Source organism: Spirosoma sp. KUDC1026 (genome assembly GCF_013375035.1).
In the GTDB taxonomy this organism is placed as follows: domain Bacteria; phylum Bacteroidota; class Bacteroidia; order Cytophagales; family Spirosomataceae; genus Spirosoma.
On the sequence record NZ_CP056032.1, the window covers coordinates 5398080 to 5417781 of the forward strand.

The window sequence follows — 19702 nt, forward strand, 5'->3', positions numbered from 1 at the left end:
GAAATCAATACGTTCTTCTTTCCGCCTTACTACGCTGTTGTTGTACTGCTAGTTTTGGTCAGATTGGCGCCAAGATACCCGTTTCTGACTGGAAAGCGGTTTCTGCATCGCAGCACTAGAAAGGTCGCTGGTTCGTTGGTCTGGGACCGACTTTACTGGGTGGAACGGCCAAAGCTGGACACTTTGTGGCAAACCGAACCTGGATCGGTATTCAGGGAGAGATCCATTCCCTACTTTCAGACCGTCAGGAAATAGGGACGTTTGCCCGCTATTGTTTATGGAACGGAGGCTTTGTCTCCGATTTTACTGAGGTAGGCGTCTTATACGGACGCTTCCAGGCCTGGGATTGGGATTTTGATGGCGACCGCCCTGAGCCGGAGATATATAGACAAGCGAAAGTAAGTGCGACCTTCGACTTAGAATACCCCCTCAGCCGACGTGTGTCATTAGAAGGTGTCGCTAAAGCAGGGCGATTGGTTTGTTACAACTGGACTCAACCCAGTTTCCAACTCTCTCTGAACGTATCGTTGGGGAAGTAAGCCGTTTGTTGTCTGGCTATTAATTGCTCAGAAGAAAGTGCTCGCGGTGATACTGAAGATACTGAGCTGATACCTTATGGTTGGATCGTTGAAACAGCTGCCCGTCGAGCCCAATTAAGTTAAGATCATCAGCAATGCCGAAGCCGCCAAAATCAAACATAACATGGTGGTTAGGACATAGACATAATAAGTTCGTCAGTGTGTCGGGGCCGTTGTGTGGACGGCCAAGCGGCTGGATATGCGCGGCTTCAGCGTATAAACCTGCGCTTGTCATAACCTGCGTACGGCATACCTGGCATTGGTAATCATAAATTTCTTTGACCAGAATAGCCAGCTCAGTATTTCGAACGATTCGTTGAACAGTGGTTTCAACTCGCTTTGTCATGCCGTAAGCGGATTGCTCTTCATTGACCTGATTGGTTGCGTTAACTGTTACCAACTTCACTAACCGAAAGCGCCATACAAAAAAGCCGGATCGGCCCCGCTCCCGCCAGTATGAATCGACTCGGTATAGTCCGTCGTACCGATAACCTTCAATTGGTGAATGAGGTGAGCGATGATGGTAACCCCGAATAACGCGCACCGGTAGTCCTCGCTGGCAGTTAATTGCCAATGCCAAATTCTGCCGCGCCAGTTGCTGATCGGCCACCTGTAGCCCCGTTTCTATACTACGTCCACCGTGGCCAGTATAAATAATCTCGTCGCCCAGGTCTTCATCATCTTCGTATCCACCCGACAGCACTATTGAGTCAGCGCCTTCCGTCTGCGACCCGCTAATACCAGCCTGACGAGGCCGATGTACACCGTATTGAGAAAGCATAATCCGATTATCGAACTCACTCCCTTCCGGTATGCCGGGAATATCACCGAAGATGCGGGTGGGCATTGTTTGCTAACAGAAAGATGACCTAGACAGCTACCCAGGTGCGTATTATCAAAGCAATTTGATCACAGTAATAATCAACGAGGCAAAGCCAAATAGCAGCACAATGAGCCATTTGAGTTGCTCTTTCAAACCACGTTCAATTACAGTTTCAATTCGGGCAGTCTCAGACTTAATCAACGATTCGAGCCTCGCTGCTTCTGCTCCTACTCTGTTTTCCAGACGCGACGTCTCTGCTTTTAATGTCTGTTCTAAACGGGAATCTTCCCGTTCCAGCTTTCGAAAATCATCTTTTGACGCGACTGCATCTTTCTGCGCTGAAACTTTTTCCTGTGCTTTTTCATCAATGAATTGTAGCACAGTACCAGCTTCTTCTTCACCGAGTTTGCTCTTGAAAATTTCGTACGTTTTCAATTCTAAGGCAGTCATAGTCAAACGGTGGTGTTTTTGTAAATATACCGTTTTCTTTAATAACCCTGAGTTCAAACAGTTTGATTTCAAAAGCAGAAGGCACCAAGAATTGCTCCTGATGCCTTCTGCTTTTGAAATCGATTATTAGTCTACAATCCCAGCACCTTCCTATTGAATCCCTCATCGGCTCCGGTGGCCGCGAAGTCGTCGAAAGCGCGTTCGGTTACGCGGATGATGTGGCTGTCGATGAACGGAGCCCCTTCAGCCGCGCCCTGCTCAGGGTGTTTCAGGGCACATTCCCATTCCAGCACCGCCCACGAGTCGTAGTCGTACTGCGCTAGCTTAGAGAAGATCCCGCTGAAATCAACCTGACCGTCGCCCAGCGAACGGAAGCGTCCGGCGCGCTCAACCCAGCCCTGGAAACCACCGTAGACGCCCTGCTTACCCGTCGGGTTAAACTCGGCATCTTTTACGTGGAAGGCGAAAATCCGATCGTGGTAGAAATCAATGAATTGCAGATAATCGAGCTGCTGCAGCAGGAAGTGGCTCGGATCGTAGTTGATACCGGCCCGTGGGTGATTACCCACTTTGTCCAGGAACATCTCGAACGTAACGCCGTCGTGCAGGTCTTCGCCGGGGTGCAGCTCGTACCCTACGTTGACCCCCGCTTCGTCAAAAGCGTTCAGGATGGGCGTCCAGCGATTTGCCAGTTCGGTAAAGCCGGTTTCTACCAGTCCCGCCGGTCGTTGTGGCCAGGGATACATAAACGGCCACAGTAATGCGCCTGAGAACGTAACGTGCGCTTTAAGCCCCAGATTTTTGGATGCTTTTGCCGCCATGATCATTTGATCGACGGCCCAGGCTTGCTGCTCTTTGGGTTTACCCGCTAGTTCAGATGGCGCAAAGGCATCGAACATCGTGCCATACGCCGGATGCACAGCCACCAACTGCCCCTGCAAGTGGGTCGACAGTTCGGTCACCTCAACACCGATATCCGACAGCTTACCTTTTAGCTCGTCGCAGTACGTCTGACTTTCGGCGGCCTGTTTGAGATCAAAAATCTTCGGATCACTCGTTGGTATCTGGATTCCTTTGTAGCCGAGGTCGGCCATGTATTTTGCGATCGACTCCAGCGTATTGAACGGAGCCTGATCACTCAGAAATTGGGCCAAAAATATGCCCGGACCTTTCATTGTTTTCATCCTATTATTGAGTGATTTGTGATTAAGTGATTGAGCGAAAAGCTTCTCAGTTATGACCAGTACTACTTCTGGACTTTGATAATATTTTCAACAACTGATAACCTTCATCCATCAATACACTCAGTCGACTTTCTGATAATATTTCCGTGAATATTAGCATCTCAAGCCAAAAAAGCGACTCGTCTAATTCTTCGACAACTATACTTATTTTGGCAAAAAATTCATTTTGACTACGCGCTCGCCGAACTGCCCTGTAGTTGGCTGCCGATGAAGACGATGAACGAACCAATTGTTTACCGAAGTGTTGTGATTCATACGATTGAGGAAGTGCCCGAAAAACTTGTACACAACGAAGCATAAATGTTTTTAAGCGTTGTTCAATACTATCCGCAAATTCACCTTTGTCCAGCCTAACTTGTTCCATACGGGTATTTCACACAATCGCTCATTCACTAAATCACTCAATGGTAACCCACGCCTGCTTCCGGTTTGATTCCAGAATCTTTTCGCAGATCAGAAGTTCGCGGTAGCCGTCGGCGAAAGTTGGAAACGTTGGTTTTTCGGGCTGTTTGCCTTCGGCAACGGCAGCGTACACCTCTTTGAAGAGTTGCTTCGACGTATCGGGGAAGCCTTCGTTGTGGCCACCGGGGAACGTAATGAGCGAACGAGCATCCGGATACACCAAGGCAGGGTCACGCATCAGGCTTTCATTATAGCCATCGCGGTTACCGATCCACATTTCGTTAGGGGCTTCCGAATTCCAGGCGAAGGTTTTCTTCGAACCGGCAATCTCCAGTTTCAACTGATTCTTACGTCCGGCCGATACCTGCGATACCGTAATAACACCCCGGTTACCATTGTCGAAACGAAGCAGTACGTTGGCGTGATCCTCCGTGTTGATGGGGACGTCCGCGTAATCGTCCGGCTGGAGCATCTTGCCCGAGTACGTTTCAACGGGTTTGAGCGGCTTCTTCCGGGTTTTGTGGATCGTATTGAAATCGGCCATCACAGCAACGGTTTTCAGGCCCGTGATGTATTCCGTAATGTCCATCAGGTGGGAGCCGATGTCGGCAATGGCCCGCGAATCACCCGACTTGTCTGGTTCCAGACGCCAGTTGTAGTCGGTTTCGTAGAACAGCCAGTCCTGCAGGTACGAGCCGATGATCGAATAGACATCGCCCAGATCACCATTTTCCCGCATCGCTTTCATCTGGCGAGCCAGTGGGTAATAGCGTAGGTTAAAGTGAACGGCGTTCACCAGACCGGTTTCTTTCGCCAGCTCAACCAGTTCGGCGGCTTCGTCCAGGTTGGTTGCCAGCGGTTTTTCGCAGACAACGTGCTTACCAGCCAGCAGAGCCGCTTTCGACTGTGAGTAGTGCAGGAAGTTGGGTGTGCAGATATGAACAACCTGAATGTCGTCCATTTTGAGCATCTCATCGAACGTAGCCGACCGTTCGATGCCAAGCTGATCAGCTTTCTGGCGAGCCAGTTCAGGGGTTACCTCGCAGAGAGCGAGAACATTCGTGTTCGGAAGACGACGCAGTGCTTCAATATGAGCGGGTCCGATGAATCCGGTGCCAACAACGGCAACGTTAATTTTTTGCATGAGGATTTTAAAGAGCGAGAGAGCGAAAGAGCGAAAGAGCGAAAGATTAGTCTATTACCACTCTTTCACCGTACCGGCGGCCCGGTCATTCGCTCTTTCGCTCTTTGTTATCAGTCGCTCACTGTTTTACGGGATTTAGATAAAATTTTCACCAGTTGACTGCCTTCGTCAAGCAGGTCCGATAGACGGTTTTCAGAGATGAGTTCAAGAGTAATAATCGTTTCCAACCAAAATAATGATTCGTCCAGTTCTTCCAGCGTGATACTTAGCTTGGCATAGTATTCCTTTTGACTACGCCCCCGACGAACTGCTCGGAAGTTGGCTGCTGCCGAAGAAGACGAGCGTAAGAGTTGATGCCCAAAATGTCGTCCTTCATATGTATCGGGAAGCGTACGACAGACCTTTACACAACGGACCATAAAGCCTGTCAATCGCCGTTCAATGTCATCTAGAAACTGGGTCTTGGTATGCTGGCTATAATCTGCAAGCGCTTCCATAACCAAATCGCTAAACTCATTAAAGTTCTCGCTGGAGTGTATCGCTCTTTCACTCATTCGCACTTTCACTCTTTAAACTTCGTCCACTTCTCCGTCGAGTCGTTGGAAGCAATACACGTTTCTATAAAGGCGAGACCGCGGATTCCCTCCTCAATACCAGGAAAATCCAGGTAAATCGGATCGACTTGTTCGCCGTTCATCCGGGCACGTAGCGTCAGAGCGAAGTTGTGGTAGATATTGGCAAACGCTTCCAGGAAGCCCTCGGGGTGACCCGCCGGAATCCGGGTAGCGGCCTTGGACTCGGGCGACAACTCACCAACACCCGTCCGGATACGACGTGCGCCCGCTTCGTTGGTTTTGTATATCAGCGTGTTAGGCTCCATTTGGAACCATTGCAGCCCGCCTAACTCCCCATAAATTCGGATGTTAAAGTCATTCTCTTCACCGTTGGCAATCTGGCTGGCGTGCAGTACCCCTTTAGCACCATTCTCGAAATGAAGCAGGACGTTACCATCGTCGTCGAGTTGGCGACCTGGTACGTATGTCGTCAGGTCAGCGCACATTTCTGTGATTTTCAGACCCGTAATGTATTCAGCCAAATTCTCGGCATGGGTACCAATGTCACCCATGCAACCGGCCGCTCCCGAGCGGGACGGGTCAGTCCGCCAGTCGGCCTGCTTATTCCCCGACGTATCAGTCATGGTAGCCAGCCAGCCCTGTGGGTATTCAACAATCACTTTACGAATCTCGCCCAGCTTACCCGCCTTAATCATGGCGCGGGCCTCCTTCACCATCGGATAGCCCGTATAGTTATGCGTCAGGCAGAAAAGCAGACCTGTTTCCTCAACAATTTTAGCCAGCGCTTTTGCCTCTTCCAGATTAATCGTCATGGGCTTGTCGCACACAACGTGGAAACCGTTTTCGAGAGCGAGCTTGGCCGGTGGAAAATGAAGATGGTTTGGCGTAACGATCGACACAAAATCCATGCGTTCGCCCTCGGGCAGTTCCTTTTCACGACGTATCATCTCCTCGAACGTATCATAAACACGATCGGGTGGCAGGTACAGGGAATGACCGGTAGCTTTTGACTTCTCAGGATTGGCACTGAACGCTCCGCAGACCAGTTCAATTTCGTGGTCCATGGTGGCAGCCCGACGATGAACGGCTCCGATGAAGGCATCGAGCCCCCCTCCGACCATACCCATTCTCAATTTTCTGTGCATGAGTAATTATGATTGCTTATTCGTTAAGTATAATTCCCGACGGCCATAAACGGGGCCGGATGACGAGGCAAAGATGACAGTAAATAGAGAAACAATTAGCCTGTTGTGGCCCCTATTTCAGGGCAGAAAATTAACTATTTTCTCTTATTTTGCGGAAAATTTGCACGAAAACGGTTCCAAACTTAGTAGTTTGTGACGTAGTTTGTCGTTTCGTGTAAAAATCAAACCTTAATTAATAAACCCCCTCTCCTGCAGAAATGGACTTAACCATTAATCGTTCGCGGCTGTTTAATGCCAGTTGCTTTGCGATCATTACCACCGCCATGGCCTTTGCTATTCGGGCGGGTGTACTGACACAGCTCGGTACCGAGTTCAACCTGAACGCGAAAGAGCTGGGCTACGTCAACCAGATGGCGTTTCTGGGTTTTCCCATCGCCATGATCTTCGGTGGTCCGCTGTATAACGCACTGGGGCCTAAACGAATCGTCTGGTTTGCCTTCGCGGCTCACATTATTGGTCTGGTAACGACCATTACGGCCAGCGGCTTCTGGAGTCTGCTGATCTCGACCTTCTTCGTTGGTTTTGGTAACGGGATGGCCGAAGCCGCCTGTAATCCAATGGTCACAGATATGTTCAGCGGCAGTCAGAAAACCAAAATGCTGAACCGCCTGCACATGTGGTTCCCTGGTGGTATCGTAATTGGTAGCCTGGTATCGAAATTTATGACCGAAGCTGGCCTTGGCTGGCAGTTGCAAATCGGCTCAATCCTGATTCCAGCTCTGATTTATGCGTTTATGTTCTTTGCGCAGTCGTTTCCTGACAGCAAAGTAGAAGGAGCCGCATCGACGGGCGAAAACCTGAAAGCGATGGTGTCTCCCCTTTATCTGTTTATGCTGGCCTGCATGGCCATTACGGCCATTTCGGAGTTTGGCCCAGAGCAGTGGATCGATCCTATCATGCGTAACGCGGGAGCTAACCCAATGATCATTCTGGCGCTGGTAACGGGTCTGATGGCCGTTGGTCGGTACTTTGCCGGTCCGATCATTCATCGGCTAAACCCAACGGGCGTTCTCTGGGGTTCGTCGATCATGGCCACCATCGGTATCTATCTGATGAGCCAGGCAACGGGCAGCATGGTCTACTTCTCAGCCATTGTCTTCGCCATTGGCGTTTGTTACTTCTGGCCAACCATGCTGGGTTTCGTGGCCGAATACATTCCGAAAGCCGGTGCCTTCGGTCTGTCGATCATGGGCGGTATGGGCATGTTCGCGACGTCGATCTTCCAACCCGTTATCGGCGGCTGGCTGGATCAGGAAGCCGCTAAACGCGGTCTGACCGCCGAAACGGCTGATCTGGCAACGGGTCAGGCAACGCTCGGCCACATGATCGTCTTCCCGCTTATCCTGATTGTTGCTTTCGCAATTCTGTTCTTCGTCATGCGGAATCGGAAAGCGGTCGATGAGAGCGTATCGCTTGAGCAGCCACAGCTATAAAGCATTCTTATTTATTTCAGATTAAAAAGCCTCGCTGTCAATTCCGACGGCGAGGCTTTATTGTAACTTAAAGAACAAGCTAATCTTTCTTAAAATCGGCCAGCGTCCCGCGGATGGTTGCGTTCATCTTGCTTTCGTTGAATGACGGATCACCGTCCTTGCTGATGAGTTTGCAGTGGAACGTGACCGTAAACGGAGTATCCTTTTTGTCGAACAGCATCTTGGGAAGCAGGCCCAGTGTCTGGCCGGGCTTCACTGTTACCGGAAAAACGACGGGCGTTGTCGCCTGCTGTTTGATCCGGATTGGATCGGGCTGGTAGCCATCGGCAATCTCTTTACCGTCAATGGAAACGGTGTATCGCGTATCGGCTATTGTCAGCGGAAAAACGTTCTTGTTCTGCACATTCACCTTGGCCGCCACATCCGTCTGTTTGAGACCCAGCTTACCAAAATCAACGTCTTCCACCTTGATTTTGGGTACGTAGATCGTGGGGCGCTTTGTCTCGAACGACTGCGTAAACGTTCGTTCGCCCAGAACCGGTACATCCAGATCGAACACCGCCCGAACGCCGTAGGTTGTACTATCAATGCCTTTTTCTTCGAGCGTTTTCAGCACCGTATTCAGCTTACTGATGAGCAGCTTAGCGGGTAATGCAATCACCGTACTGTCACCCGACTTTACCTCAATGGGTTTCTCATAGATTTCTTCAACAACAGGCGTTCGGGCGATGTAGACCGTATAGCGTAGTTTGCTGGCTTTAAAGCCAACCGGCAGCGGATTGTCCACCAGCAGCTTCATCATCATATCAATCTGATCGTCGTCAATATTTGTAATATCGACCGTACTCATTTCCAGCCGGGGCTTCAGTGTACCGTAATACGCCCCATTCTCCTGCTGGGTTCCCGTGTACCAGACATACGTAGCAATGGCAACTATTAGCAGTAGTACCACCCCAAGTGCAATCATCCATCCCTTTTTCATAGCTATTGTGTCGCGTTCACAGCGTAACCTTTCCCGGAAGCAGACTGTTTATAGATGGGCTCTGATAGCCCCCTAACTACGCTACATTATGCGCGCTTTTTTATTTTGTCTGCTGGTTCTTGCCGTGGCCTGCCGACGCCCGTCCTCACAACTCCGGGCAACATTAACCCCAACCGACTCGGCCAAACTGCTCAAGAGTACGAAGCTGGCTTCTTATGACGAGTTACCCGACTACAGCGGCCATCTGATGGCAGGCAATCAGCTTATAGCTATGGGCTACGACCCCGACTGGTCACTGATCGTTAACCCCTCCCGCAACCAGGTTCGGTTCCGGTTCTCACCAACCGATTCGGTCGTCAGCCAGGTGCCAGAACGACTGGCCGATTCAGATGGCTCGTTCCGGTACAACGCGGCCGTGGGTGACGATCAGCTCCGGATTTTGTTTGCGCTCGATAGCTGTATCGACAAGCGCTCGGGCAAGCGGATGGATTACCGCGTGGAAATCAGCTTCCGCTCGAAAACGTATTCGGGTTGTGGGGTTTCTCTCCAGCGCCTGGCCTTGTTGCAGGATAACTGGGTGCTGACCGCGCTGGGCGATACCCCCGTAAAAGCGACTGGCTCCCGCAATGAACTGCCCCGCCTGGAACTTTCCCTAACCGAAGGACGCGTAACGGGCACTACGGGTTGTAACCGCATGAGTGGTCCCGTCCGGGCCGACACCCGGCGTATTCGTTTTGGTCCTATCATAACGACCCGCATGGCCTGCCTGGGTGATGGCGGCCAGTTGGAAAGCGCGTTTGTCAAAGCGCTTGATGCCCCCCTGACGTATCAGGTGGGTGATCGAAAACTGATTTTCTTCCGGGGAGACGAGTCAGTGATGACGTTTAGGAAAGTAGATTAAGTCTTTATTAAGTAGTCCAGAAAGCGACTATGTATAGCTGAATATTCGCTTTTTTGTTCGTATATTTCCCAATAAAAGTCAATTATCTACCTAAATAAGTTAATCAACGCGTACCTTTGCAGTCGCTTCCCCAACTTATTTTTTGCATAACCCTTTCTTTATATGAAACATTTACGGCTATCCTCCCAGGCTTTGTTACTGGCAGGCATGCTGGCGAGTACTGTGCCCGGCTGGGCGCAGACACCGGCCCGAAAAAGTACGGCCAGTACGTCAGCAAAAGCTACTACGCAGCCAGCCGTTGCGCTGAATCGTGTACTGGTTTTTTCCAAGACAGCAGGGTTTCGTCACGCGTCTATTCCGGCAGGGAAACGCGCGCTGATGAAGTTAGGTCAGGAAAACGGTTTCGCTGTTGATACTACCGAGGATGCCTCGAAGTTCACGGATGAAAACCTCAAGCGCTACAGCGCCGTTGTCTGGCTGAGCACCACCGGTAACGTTCTGAACGACCCACAGCAGGCTGCCTTTGAGCGTTACATCCAAGCGGGTGGCGGTTATATGGGAATTCACGCTGCGGCTGACACCGAGTACGACTGGCCCTGGTACAACCAGCTTGTTGGTGCTTATTTCCTCAGCCATCCCAAACAGCAGAACGTCAACATCGACGTAGTGGACAAAAACCACCCGTCGACCAAGATGCTACCCGATGTTTGGAAGCGGTTCGACGAGTTGTATAACTACAAGAGTTTCGCCAAAGGCATCAAAGTCCTGGCGAAACTGGACGAAAGCTCGTACCAGGGGGGGGCCAACGGCAACGATCACCCCTTCATATGGTACCGGGATTTTGACGGCGGTAAAACGTTCTACACGGGGGGTGGTCACACCGACGAGTCCTACGCGGAGCCCCTGTTTGTGCAACACCTGCTGGCGGGTCTGAAATCGGTAATGACCAATGAGCTGAAATACAGCCAGGTCAAAACGCAGCCATTTCCGGAAGAAAACCGCTTCACAAAAGACGTACTGGTTTCTACGCTGGACGAGCCTACCGAGCTCGCCGTTCTGGACAATGGCAAAGTGCTGTTTGCTGAGCGGAAAGGCGACGTTAAGGTTTATAACCCAACGACGAAGACGACCAAGATAGCGGCCCGTATTCCGGTTCACTCCGAGCGCGAATACGGCCTGATGGGCTTGAATATCGATCCCAAGTTTGAGCAGAACAAATGGGTGTATCTATACTACTCGCCAACGAAACCCGATACGGCCCAGCGGCTGGTTCGAATGAAATACGATGATGCGCGCGATACGTTGCTGCTAAACACGGAGCAGGTGTTGTTACGTATTCCGGTTGATCGTATTGGTGGACAGGACGATTGCTGCCATACGGGCGGCTCGATTGCCTGGGATAAGCAGGGGAACCTGTACCTCTCCACGGGAGATGATTCGAATCCATTCGCGTCCAAAGGTTTTTCGCCCAGCGATGACCGGCCCGGCCGCACCAAATGGACAGCGTTACGTAGTTCGAGCAACACCAATGACCTCCGGGGAAAGATCATCCGGATCAAACCCCGTGATACCGAAGGCTACGACATTCCGGACGGTAACCTGTTCCCCAAAGGAACGCAGGGCGCCCGGCCTGAGATCTATACCATGGGGCACCGCAATCCCTACCGGATTTCAATTGACCAGCGCACCGGCTATCTATACTGGGGCGAAGTAGGTCCCGACGCCGGTGAGAATAATGAGAAATACGGCCCCCGCGGTTATGATGAGGTAAACCAGGCCCGGAAACCCGGCTACTACGGCTGGCCGCTGTTCGTGGCCGACAACAAGCCATATCGCCAGTTCAACTTCGCCGACAGCACGTCGGGTCCAGCCAATGATCCGGCGAAACCAATTAACTATTCAAGGCTGAATACGGGTCTGCGCGAGTTGCCCCCGGCTCAGAAAGCCTACATCTATTACCCTTACGCTGATTCGCCCGAGTTTGGCCCAATCGTTGGTAAAGGTGGACGTAATGCCATGGGTGGACCCGTTTATTACTACGATGATTACCCTGCCGATTCGAAAGTAAAATTCCCGCAGCACTACGACGGTAAGTTCTTTGCCTACGACTGGATGCGCGACTGGATTCATCCGGTTACGATGACCCCCGAAGGTGATTTCGTGAAGATGGAAGAGTTTATGCCAGGCACGAAATATAGCCACCCCATGGACATGCAGTTTGCCAAAGACGGCTCGCTGTACGTACTGGAATACGGTGCCAACTGGTTCGCCCGGAACGCCGACGCTCGCCTATCGCGTATTACTTACAACGCTGGAAACCGTAAGCCCGTTGCCGAAGCATCGGTTAGCAAAGCCGTTGGTGCGGCTCCACTAGCTGTGAAGTTCGACAGCAAAGGCACGATGGACTACGACGGCGACGCGTTGACGTACGAATGGACATTCGGGCAGGGCTTACCGAAAAGCAAGCAGGCTAACCCAACCATTACGTTCACCAAACCGGGCGTTTACCATCCTGTGCTGAAAGTGACGGATGCGGCAGGTAACGTAACGACGAAAGAACTGGAGGTGAAGGTCGGTAACGAAACGCCTAAAGTGGACGTAGCGCTGAAGGGCAACAAGACGTTCTACTTTGTCGACAAGCCGGTTCAGTACGAAGCGAAAGTAAGCGACAAGGAAGACGGATCGTTGGCAAAAGGCATCAGCCCTGAAGACGTGACGGTGACTGTCGATTATCTGGAAGGGTTCGATAAAACGATTCTGGCGCAGGGCCATCAGATGAACACCAGTTTCTCGACTGGCAGACGGCTGATGGACCTGTCGGATTGTAAAGCCTGTCACTCGATCGATAAGAAATCAGTGGGACCGGCTTACATCGACGTAGCGAAGAAGTACAAAGGCAATAACCGCGCGGTGAGCCAGCTGGCGCAGAAAATCATCAAAGGTGGTGGCGGTGTCTGGGGCGAACAGGCCATGAGCGCCCACCCACAGTTGAAAGTTGACGAAGCTGAAACCATCGTACAGTACATCCTGTCGCTGGCCGACGAGAAATCTGCAAACCGCCAGCCATTGGCAGGCAACTATGTTCCGGCCAAGCAGAAGAAAGACGGCTCGTATATCTTCACGGCAACCTATACCGACCGGGGTAACGGCGTTATTGGACCTATCACGGGTTCAAAATCGGTAGCTCTGCGGTCTCCGGTTCTGAAAGCTACCTCGGCTGATGCCAAGCAAGATATTTACCAGTACGACATTCCGAAGCTTGGACCCGCTGCCATTGGTCTGAAATCGGGTAGTTTCGTTGCCTTCGACGATCTGGACATGACCGGTATTCAGGGCCTGTCGGCAAATGTGTTCAACGCCAGCGATCAGACGGCGGGTGGCAAACTCGAAGCCCGGCTCGACTCGCCTACCGGTACGTTACTGGGCCAGGCCGATGTAAAAACAGGCACTATGGGCCCCGTGAACATCGCCTTCCAGCAACCGGTCAGTGGTATGCACAAGCTCTATTTCGTTTTTGTTAACCCAAGCGCTGGCCCCAAAGCTCTGTTTGCCCTGGACAAAATCCAGTTCATGCAGTCAGCCGGTGGCGACTCCGGGCAGGGGAAATGACAGTTTTGTCTTCCAAGACGACATAAACACGAGAAACAAAAATCCCCGGCCAGAACTGGCCGGGGATTTTTGTTTGACTACTATCCTTTCTAGTACCGAATCTCCCAATATGGATTCTGGTGAGCGGTGGTTTGTTCTTTGATGTGCTTATCGATCAGTCCATCATAGGCCACATCATTGATTTTGCGCGTTTTCAGTTTAGGCAGTTTCAGATCAGCGGGAGTCAGCGGGCGGAACGTTACGTTAATGGCTTCGATCGTTACGGCACCATCGTCAATGTCCAGTTCCAGAATCAAGCCCGGTAAGCCATTAATTCGCTCCGGCCCCGCCGAAACGGGAATGTCCTGCGCGAACCAGGCCGTTATTTTCTGCTTCTTGATCGGGTCTTCGGTTTCGGCTTTCATGCAGACGTAACCGGCCACTTCTTTGATCTGATTGCCTATTTTCCAGCGGGGGGAATGCAGTGAATCCTCGACGGAGTACGTCCGACCTAGCATTTCAATGATATCCGTTTTCTTATCCTGCTCAAAGTTCCGGTATAGATAAAATTCGGATTTACGCCAGGAGTACCCCCCCTCTTCGGGCTCATCACTATTGTAGGTGTACAGACTTTCGTTCGGACTAAAGGCCAGTTTCATTTTTATGCCTTTATTATCTTCCTCGAAATTCTTCCAGGTCTGCGCCATCCGGTCTTTCTGCTCCTGGCTCAGGAACGTCAGTCGATTGGAAATTTTCAGCCAGTACTCCTTCCGAACGTACGTAACGATACCCTCGGTTTTACCCTCGGTCTTCTGTGCCATCGACGGTAGACCACTCAGCAGACACAGGAATAAAAAGATTTTTTTCATCGTAAAACGAATAAAGTAAGTTGGTTGTCAGGTAAATCAGAAGAAGCCATCCCGGCGCATTTTGGCCTGAACGCCCCGCATATTGTAGGTAAGTCCAATGGTGAAGTAGCGGGCCAGCGTCTGGATAGTTTCCGATTGCGTGTAGTTAGCCCCACGATTCAACGAGACGGCTACGTTCCGGTTGAGCATATCGTAGGCCGATAGACGTATTTCGGCCCGCTTCGCTTTGCCCAGAATGTGATAAACCGACGAGTTCAGAATTGGAATACGCTGGTCGAAATTCAGCACGGCATTCCGGTTGACGCGGTAATTCAGGTTACTGTTGATGTACCAGTCGTGCGGCAGTTTCAGGGTCAGATCACCACCGAAGTTGTTGCTAATATAGGTCTGATTCTGACTGGTATTGATCGAAAACTGGGAGTTTGTTACGTTCAGGTTCGCATTGGCGTAGAACGTCAGCCACTCAACTGGCGTCAGACTCAACCTCGCCCCTGCTCCGTAGTTCTGGTTGCGGGTTTCGTTTAAAACTTTGTTGATTCGGGTTGGATTGTTACCAAAATTCAGGTTCCCGTTCAGATCAAGCGTTGCTTTGGTTTTCTTTAGCGGGAAGCCAAAACCCAGATAAGACCCCAGGTTACGGCCACCCGATATATTTTCAGGCATGATCGTTGTCACCAGCGTCTGCAAGTCAGTATCCTGGCTACTAACAATCTGGTTCACGTATTTCGTAGCGTTCACGCCGATATAGACATTGATAAAACTACCCGGGTTGAAATAGTTGAAGCCCAGGTTGACATTGTGTCCCAGTTCCGGAAGCAGGTCTGGATTACCTTTGTTAATGAACAGTGGGTTGCTGTTATTAACAACCGGCTGCAATTCACGCGAGGTTGGAATTCGCACGTTTACGTTATAGCCACCATACAGGTACCGGTTATTTTTCAGATCAAAGTTCAGATTAACATTGGGGATCAACGTCGTAAATACCCGGTTAATCGACTGCCGGTTCAGGTCTGTCTGATCACGGGCAAATTCGCCGTCGAGCGTAAAGCGCTGCCCGGCCGCACCCACCGATACGTTCAACCCCTTGTACGAATAGCGTACACTGCTGCCCAGCCGGTTATAGATATAATTGTTTTTGTAATACAAACTCAGGCTATCGTTGCGGGGGCGACTGTCCCCCAGATTTAAGTCAAATACGTCGCGGTCCACTTCATCGTAGCGCAGGCTGAAATTGTAGAACGTTTCCCAGGTAAATCGCTTGGCAAACGGCTCCACAAACTGCAGACTGGCCTTGTATTCACTCCGGAGCACATCGTTGAACTGATCCTGCCGCACGTTCGGAATCCTGTTAGCCGGATTGGCCAATGTGTACGTATTAACTGAGTTCAGCAGCAGCGACGAGTTATTTGAGTTCACTTCGTACGTAGCGCTGGCCGCAAAGCTCCGGCCTTTCTTTTTCATTTTCAGGCGGTAGATCAGCGAATTCGACATGGCGAATTGATCCTGTTCGCTCCGGTTGCTGGTCAGGTTACGCGTAGTATCACCCACCCCACGAATAATATTCTGCTGCCGGAACAGATTCGCGTTGCCGGTTCCGTAACGGGTATTATTCAAAAAGACCAGCGTGCTCGACGAGTCGAGTTGAGCTTCATACCGCAAACTGGCCCGGTGGTTCCCGTTGAAATTAATCTGATTGCTGGCTTCGTCGGTCGTGTAATTGCCCTGCGGCAGAATGTTTTCCCGGTTCCGCTGAGCGTCCAGTTCGATACGGGTCTGGTTGTAATAATAGCTCCCGCTTATTTTCTTCTTTTTGGTATCGTAGTTGTAGTTAGCACCACCCGCTGCGTTGTTGGAGAACCCGACTCCCTGCCGGCCACTCACTGGAATTCCCAGTCCTTCGTCGCCACTATCGGAGTAGTAGAAGAAACTACCGCTAAAACCAAAGTCAGCGTTCTGGTTCGAATTATAGGCGTTGCTGCCCCGGAAATCCTGATAATCTTCCCGCGAGAGGCCCTGCTGGTTCGTGTTGTTACCCAGTCCAACAAGCGAAAACTGGTGCTTCGAGTTGAACTTGTTGTAATTCCCTTTAACCTCGGCGCGGGGCGATACGCCGTTGGAAGCCGGACCAGCCGCGGCCGTTACTTTTCCAAATCCGCCCTTCTTGAATTCTTCCTTCAGTTCCAGGTTGATGGTTTTTTCCTTTTTCCCATCGTCAACGCCCGTTAGTTTAGCCTGTTCGGTTTTGTCGTTGAAGACCTGCACCTTCGTAATGGCTTCGGCCTGCAGGTTCTTGGTAGCCTGCTTGGGATCACCACCAAAAAAGTCTTTTCCATCCACCCGAACACGTTTTACCTCCTAGCCCTGCGCCCGGATGTTACCGTCCTGGTCAATCTGAACCCCTGGCAGCTTCCGCAGCAGATCTTCAACGGTAGATCCCGGTGGTACCTTGAACGAGCTGGCATTGTACTCAATCGTGTCGCCCTTGATGGTGAGCGGAGCTTTCGCCGTTCGCACTACCACCTCGAACAGTTCTTTGGTAATGGGCTTGAGCTTCAGTTGGCCCAGGTTAACGACTGCTTCGCCGGTGGGTTTCACCAGCAGGTTGTAGGGGATGTAACCCACAAATGAGATTTTCAGAATGTAATTGCCTGCGCGCAGATTCTTGAACGAAAAAGCCCCTTTCTCATCCGTACGGCCAAAATTGACCATCGACGAGTCCTTGGGGCTTAATAACATCACCGTTGAGGATGGAAGCGGGGCGGCCGACGTATCGACGACCGTACCCTGCATTGTGAAGCGGGTTGCTGCGCCGGGCGTTTGCGCGCGTACGCCAACTGTTACCAGACACAATACGGCCAGCAACCAGAAGAGGTTTTTCATAAGAAGAAAAGGAAAGGTTGAATTGGGATATTGGCAAAGCTAAACAATGTAGCATATGCTCATTGAGTCGTTAACGTTTTTTAACTACGTTTATAGTAGTTTATTTCGTAAACGGTCAATTGCCTCATTAAAGAGACCTTTTTTGCACAAACCGTTGCATCGCTTTGTCGAGAAAGAGTAAAAAAGAAGGGTAATTCCACACAAAACTCCCCATTTTTTTACACGAAATGATTTACTGGCTACGACTGTCCCGTCAGTACCTGCCGAATTGCACTGGCTTTTAACAGACACTCGGCCCACTCCTGCGCTGGATCGGCGTCATACGTAATGGCGCTTCCTACCGAAAAGGATGCGTATTGTTGCCGGGCGTCATAGAGTAACGTTCGGATCACGACATTGAAATCAAAATCATTATCGGGCGTTACGTAGCCAATGGCGCCGGAGTACACCCCGCGCCGACTCACCTCTAGCTCATCAATAATTTCCATCGCCCGGATCTTGGGGGCACCGGTCATACTTCCCATGGGAAACGCATTTCGCAGGGTATCCACCCAGGAAACGTCGTTACGTAATCGTGCTGATACAGTGGAAATCATCTGGTGAACGTACTGAAAGGTGTAGATGCCAAACAGCTCATCGACCTGCACCGAGCCCGTTTCGGCGCTGCGGGCCAGGTCGTTTCGTACCAGATCAACGATCATCAGGTTTTCGGCCCGCTCCTTTTCGGAATTCAGCAACTGACTTTTTAAGCTGATGTCTTCGTCAGGGGTATGCCCCCGGCGGATGGTACCTTTAATGGGTTGTGACAGAATCCGCCGACCTTCTTTTTTAAGAAATCGTTCGGGTGATGCTCCCATAACGTACTGATCACCGAGTTTCAGGAAAGTCGAAAACGGCATGGGCGACCGGCGGCACAACGCCTGATACGTATTCAGTGGATCGAGTCGGCATTGTTCTGCAAAGAACTCGATGCAGTAGTTCAGTTCATACACATCGCCGGCAACAATGTGCTCCTGAATTCGGCGCACATTATCCTGATACGTTTCCGGCGAAACGCGGCATTGAATCAGCGGCTTTTCCAACGGTTGGCCCTCTGGAGTAAGGCTTGTTGTGTCAACTATTTTAATGGCATGTAGTACGTCCTGCGCCCCCTCCCCCTGAATGCTGATTTCCTCCTCCAGAAAGTCAATTATCCAGGCGGGTTCAATCAGGTAAGCATCGGGGAAAGTAAGTCGGCGTGGATTGCGGCTGGTGAGCTGCTCAAGCTGGTTTTTCAGGTCGTACCCAACGTACCCAATCCAGTAGGAAGGGCGCTCCTGCTGCGCATCGTACAGTTGCTGAAAAATATCGGGGGCAGTCTGGCTGGCGTCTTTACACGAAATGACCCGTTTCGCCCCGACAAAGAGTCGGTTTGGAAACGGGTCATTCGGGTACTGAATATGATTGTTGTTCAGAAGAGCGACAAACTCGGTTGGTTGCGCAACCGCCCAGGCGAGCGCCCGTGAGCGCCATACGGCTACGTTGTCAATCGTCAACCGAACAAATTCCATCCTTACGACCGCAGCAGACGAACGTCAACGGCAATGTCTTTTCCTTCCGGGTTCTGCCCAACCGTAAACTCAATCTCATCATCAAGATTCAGCTCATCAAAATCGGTATCAACCAGGCTGGTGTAATGAAAAAAGAGATTATTCGGCGGATAATTGACGAAGCCGTAGCCGCTCTTCAGACTACGGATCGTACTGATTTTTCGGCCCGTTGGGTCTGGATCAATCCCATCGGCCAGGTTATAATTCGGCTCGTCCGACGTATCATAATCGTCGAAAAGACTGCTGCCCCCCGTCGTGTAGTCGGTATCGTAATTATCGTCACTGTCCTCGTAGCTACCCGTATTCAGTGCCGGAGCAGCGGGTGCCACAAATGCTGGCTTCACCGCCTGCTTAACGAACAGATTCTGGATCGTCGTCTCTTTTTTACGAATACCAGCCTCGATTTTATCGTGCATCGGCACTGGATACGACACTTCAGCCAGCAGATCCTGCGACGTGCGCGTTACCTGTTTCTCGCCCTGCTCGTTCAGAAATTCAAAGTCCCAGCTCAGCACCATAATGCGCGAACCCAGCGTGTTCAGTTTGCGAATGAGTGGTACATAGTCACCATCAGACGTAATCAGCACGACCACATCGAATTTCTTGTACAACGCTAGTTCGTAGGCTTCCAGCGCAAGCCAGACATCAATACCTTTTTCCTGACGGTACCCCTGGTATGTTTTAACGGGCAGGTAATGCGTAATAACCCCTTCCGACATCAGAATATCGTCGAACAGGCGATCATAAAACAGTTGATTCCCGCGCTGGTTTGCTTCGTGCGCGTTGAGCCGCCCCCGGAAATAGTGGGCGTCGACAATCTGACACAGGCGCTCATTAGCGTTCTCTTCTTTGGCAACCTGCTGCCGGATAAATGCGTGCAGCCCGGAGATACTTAAGCGACTGCGCCGTTCGTGAGAATAATTGTAGTAGTTACTTACGTGTAAAAAATAGTTTCCGTCATAAAAAACGCCAATCCGGGTCAACCGGGATGATTCTGCTGACATACGTTAACTTTAAGAAAACAATAAATTGTAGGTGA

16 protein-coding genes are annotated in these 19702 nt (G+C 51.0%); 3 read left to right on the top strand and 13 right to left on the bottom strand.

Annotated elements, in window-relative coordinates:
- Window positions 1-558: 558 nt before the first annotated feature.
- The 7 genes from HU175_RS22750 to HU175_RS22780 form a co-directional block, all read right to left on the bottom strand.
- Window positions 559-1425, bottom strand: coding sequence for a YDG/SRA domain-containing protein (locus HU175_RS22750; protein WP_176568757.1), 867 nt, complete (start codon window positions 1423-1425; stop codon window positions 559-561).
- Window positions 1426-1473: 48 nt separating this feature from the next.
- Window positions 1474-1851 carry a hypothetical protein gene (locus tag HU175_RS22755; protein WP_176568758.1) on the bottom strand — a complete coding sequence of 126 codons (378 nt, stop codon included), beginning with the start codon at window positions 1849-1851 and terminating at the stop codon, window positions 1474-1476.
- A 131-nt stretch (window positions 1852-1982) separates the two neighbouring features.
- Window positions 1983-3035, bottom strand: a complete 1053-nt coding sequence (locus HU175_RS22760; protein WP_176568759.1) for a sugar phosphate isomerase/epimerase family protein — start codon at window positions 3033-3035, stop codon at window positions 1983-1985.
- A 46-nt stretch (window positions 3036-3081) separates the two neighbouring features.
- Entirely contained in the window at window positions 3082-3459 is a 378-nt protein-coding gene (locus HU175_RS22765) for a four helix bundle protein (RefSeq protein WP_176568760.1), read from the bottom strand.
- A 33-nt stretch (window positions 3460-3492) separates the two neighbouring features.
- Window positions 3493-4641, bottom strand: a complete 1149-nt coding sequence (locus HU175_RS22770) for a Gfo/Idh/MocA family protein (protein ID WP_176568761.1) — start codon at window positions 4639-4641, stop codon at window positions 3493-3495.
- Between the two features lie 110 nt (window positions 4642-4751).
- Complete coding sequence (locus tag HU175_RS22775) at window positions 4752-5138, bottom strand: four helix bundle protein (protein ID WP_228724251.1); 387 nt, start codon at window positions 5136-5138, stop codon at window positions 4752-4754.
- Between the two features lie 65 nt (window positions 5139-5203).
- The gene (locus tag HU175_RS22780; protein ID WP_176569328.1) at window positions 5204-6343 is read right to left on the bottom strand and encodes a Gfo/Idh/MocA family protein; all 1140 of its coding nucleotides are present in this window, start codon (window positions 6341-6343) and stop codon (window positions 5204-5206) included.
- 275 nt (window positions 6344-6618) lie between these two features.
- On the opposite strand from HU175_RS22780, the gene HU175_RS22785 reads away from it, so the two are divergent.
- The gene (locus HU175_RS22785; protein ID WP_176568763.1) at window positions 6619-7854 is read left to right on the top strand and encodes an MFS transporter; all 1236 of its coding nucleotides are present in this window, start codon (window positions 6619-6621) and stop codon (window positions 7852-7854) included.
- Between the two features lie 79 nt (window positions 7855-7933).
- Here the strand turns inward: HU175_RS22785 and HU175_RS22790 are convergent, their stop codons facing one another.
- Window positions 7934-8836, bottom strand: coding sequence for an LEA type 2 family protein (locus HU175_RS22790; RefSeq protein ID WP_176568764.1), 903 nt, complete (start codon window positions 8834-8836; stop codon window positions 7934-7936).
- A gap of 88 nt (window positions 8837-8924) precedes the next feature.
- Here HU175_RS22790 and HU175_RS22795 point away from each other — a divergent pair, with 88 nt between their 5' ends.
- A complete protein-coding gene (locus HU175_RS22795) occupies window positions 8925-9737 on the top strand; it encodes an META domain-containing protein (RefSeq protein ID WP_176568765.1) in 813 nt (270 codons plus the stop codon).
- A 162-nt stretch (window positions 9738-9899) separates the two neighbouring features.
- Window positions 9900-13346, top strand: coding sequence for a ThuA domain-containing protein (locus tag HU175_RS22800; protein ID WP_176568766.1), 3447 nt, complete (start codon window positions 9900-9902; stop codon window positions 13344-13346).
- 89 nt (window positions 13347-13435) lie between these two features.
- On the opposite strand, the gene HU175_RS22805 is transcribed toward HU175_RS22800, so the two are convergent.
- The 5 genes from HU175_RS22805 to HU175_RS22820 form a co-directional block, all read right to left on the bottom strand.
- Window positions 13436-14194: a GLPGLI family protein gene (locus HU175_RS22805; RefSeq protein ID WP_176568767.1), complete on the bottom strand. Its 759-nt coding sequence runs from the start codon at window positions 14192-14194 to the stop codon at window positions 13436-13438.
- A 36-nt stretch (window positions 14195-14230) separates the two neighbouring features.
- The gene (locus HU175_RS22810) at window positions 14231-16531 is read right to left on the bottom strand and encodes a TonB-dependent receptor domain-containing protein (RefSeq protein WP_317167767.1); all 2301 of its coding nucleotides are present in this window, start codon (window positions 16529-16531) and stop codon (window positions 14231-14233) included.
- An 18-nt stretch (window positions 16532-16549) separates the two neighbouring features.
- Window positions 16550-17074, bottom strand: coding sequence for a carboxypeptidase regulatory-like domain-containing protein (locus HU175_RS25040; protein ID WP_317167768.1), 525 nt, complete (start codon window positions 17072-17074; stop codon window positions 16550-16552).
- 239 nt (window positions 17075-17313) lie between these two features.
- Complete coding sequence (pabB, locus tag HU175_RS22815; RefSeq protein ID WP_176568768.1) at window positions 17314-18624, bottom strand: aminodeoxychorismate synthase component I; 1311 nt, start codon at window positions 18622-18624, stop codon at window positions 17314-17316.
- Between the two features lie 2 nt (window positions 18625-18626).
- Window positions 18627-19667, bottom strand: coding sequence for an NYN domain-containing protein (locus HU175_RS22820; RefSeq protein WP_176568769.1), 1041 nt, complete (start codon window positions 19665-19667; stop codon window positions 18627-18629).
- Window positions 19668-19702: the final 35 nt, after the last annotated feature.

What these genes read in the sequence shown, in the direction of transcription:
- HU175_RS22750 (WP_176568757.1), bottom strand. Translation starts at nt 1,425, where the DNA reads ATGCCCACCCGCATCTTCGGTGATATTCCCGGCATACCGGAAGGGAGT.
- HU175_RS22755 (WP_176568758.1), bottom strand. Translation starts at nt 1,851, where the DNA reads ATGACTGCCTTAGAATTGAAAACGTACGAAATTTTCAAGAGCAAACTC.
- HU175_RS22760 (WP_176568759.1), bottom strand. Translation starts at nt 3,035, where the DNA reads ATGAAAACAATGAAAGGTCCGGGCATATTTTTGGCCCAATTTCTGAGT.
- HU175_RS22765 (WP_176568760.1), bottom strand. Translation starts at nt 3,459, where the DNA reads ATGGAACAAGTTAGGCTGGACAAAGGTGAATTTGCGGATAGTATTGAA.
- HU175_RS22770 (WP_176568761.1), bottom strand. Translation starts at nt 4,641, where the DNA reads ATGCAAAAAATTAACGTTGCCGTTGTTGGCACCGGATTCATCGGACCC.
- HU175_RS22775 (WP_228724251.1), bottom strand. Translation starts at nt 5,138, where the DNA reads ATGGAAGCGCTTGCAGATTATAGCCAGCATACCAAGACCCAGTTTCTA.
- HU175_RS22780 (WP_176569328.1), bottom strand. Translation starts at nt 6,343, where the DNA reads ATGGGTATGGTCGGAGGGGGGCTCGATGCCTTCATCGGAGCCGTTCAT.
- HU175_RS22785 (WP_176568763.1), top strand. Translation starts at nt 6,619, where the DNA reads ATGGACTTAACCATTAATCGTTCGCGGCTGTTTAATGCCAGTTGCTTT.
- HU175_RS22790 (WP_176568764.1), bottom strand. Translation starts at nt 8,836, where the DNA reads ATGAAAAAGGGATGGATGATTGCACTTGGGGTGGTACTACTGCTAATA.
- HU175_RS22795 (WP_176568765.1), top strand. Translation starts at nt 8,925, where the DNA reads ATGCGCGCTTTTTTATTTTGTCTGCTGGTTCTTGCCGTGGCCTGCCGA.
- HU175_RS22800 (WP_176568766.1), top strand. Translation starts at nt 9,900, where the DNA reads ATGAAACATTTACGGCTATCCTCCCAGGCTTTGTTACTGGCAGGCATG.
- HU175_RS22805 (WP_176568767.1), bottom strand. Translation starts at nt 14,194, where the DNA reads ATGAAAAAAATCTTTTTATTCCTGTGTCTGCTGAGTGGTCTACCGTCG.
- HU175_RS25040 (WP_317167768.1), bottom strand. Translation starts at nt 17,074, where the DNA reads ATGAAAAACCTCTTCTGGTTGCTGGCCGTATTGTGTCTGGTAACAGTT.
- pabB (WP_176568768.1), bottom strand. Translation starts at nt 18,624, where the DNA reads ATGGAATTTGTTCGGTTGACGATTGACAACGTAGCCGTATGGCGCTCA.
- HU175_RS22820 (WP_176568769.1), bottom strand. Translation starts at nt 19,667, where the DNA reads ATGTCAGCAGAATCATCCCGGTTGACCCGGATTGGCGTTTTTTATGAC.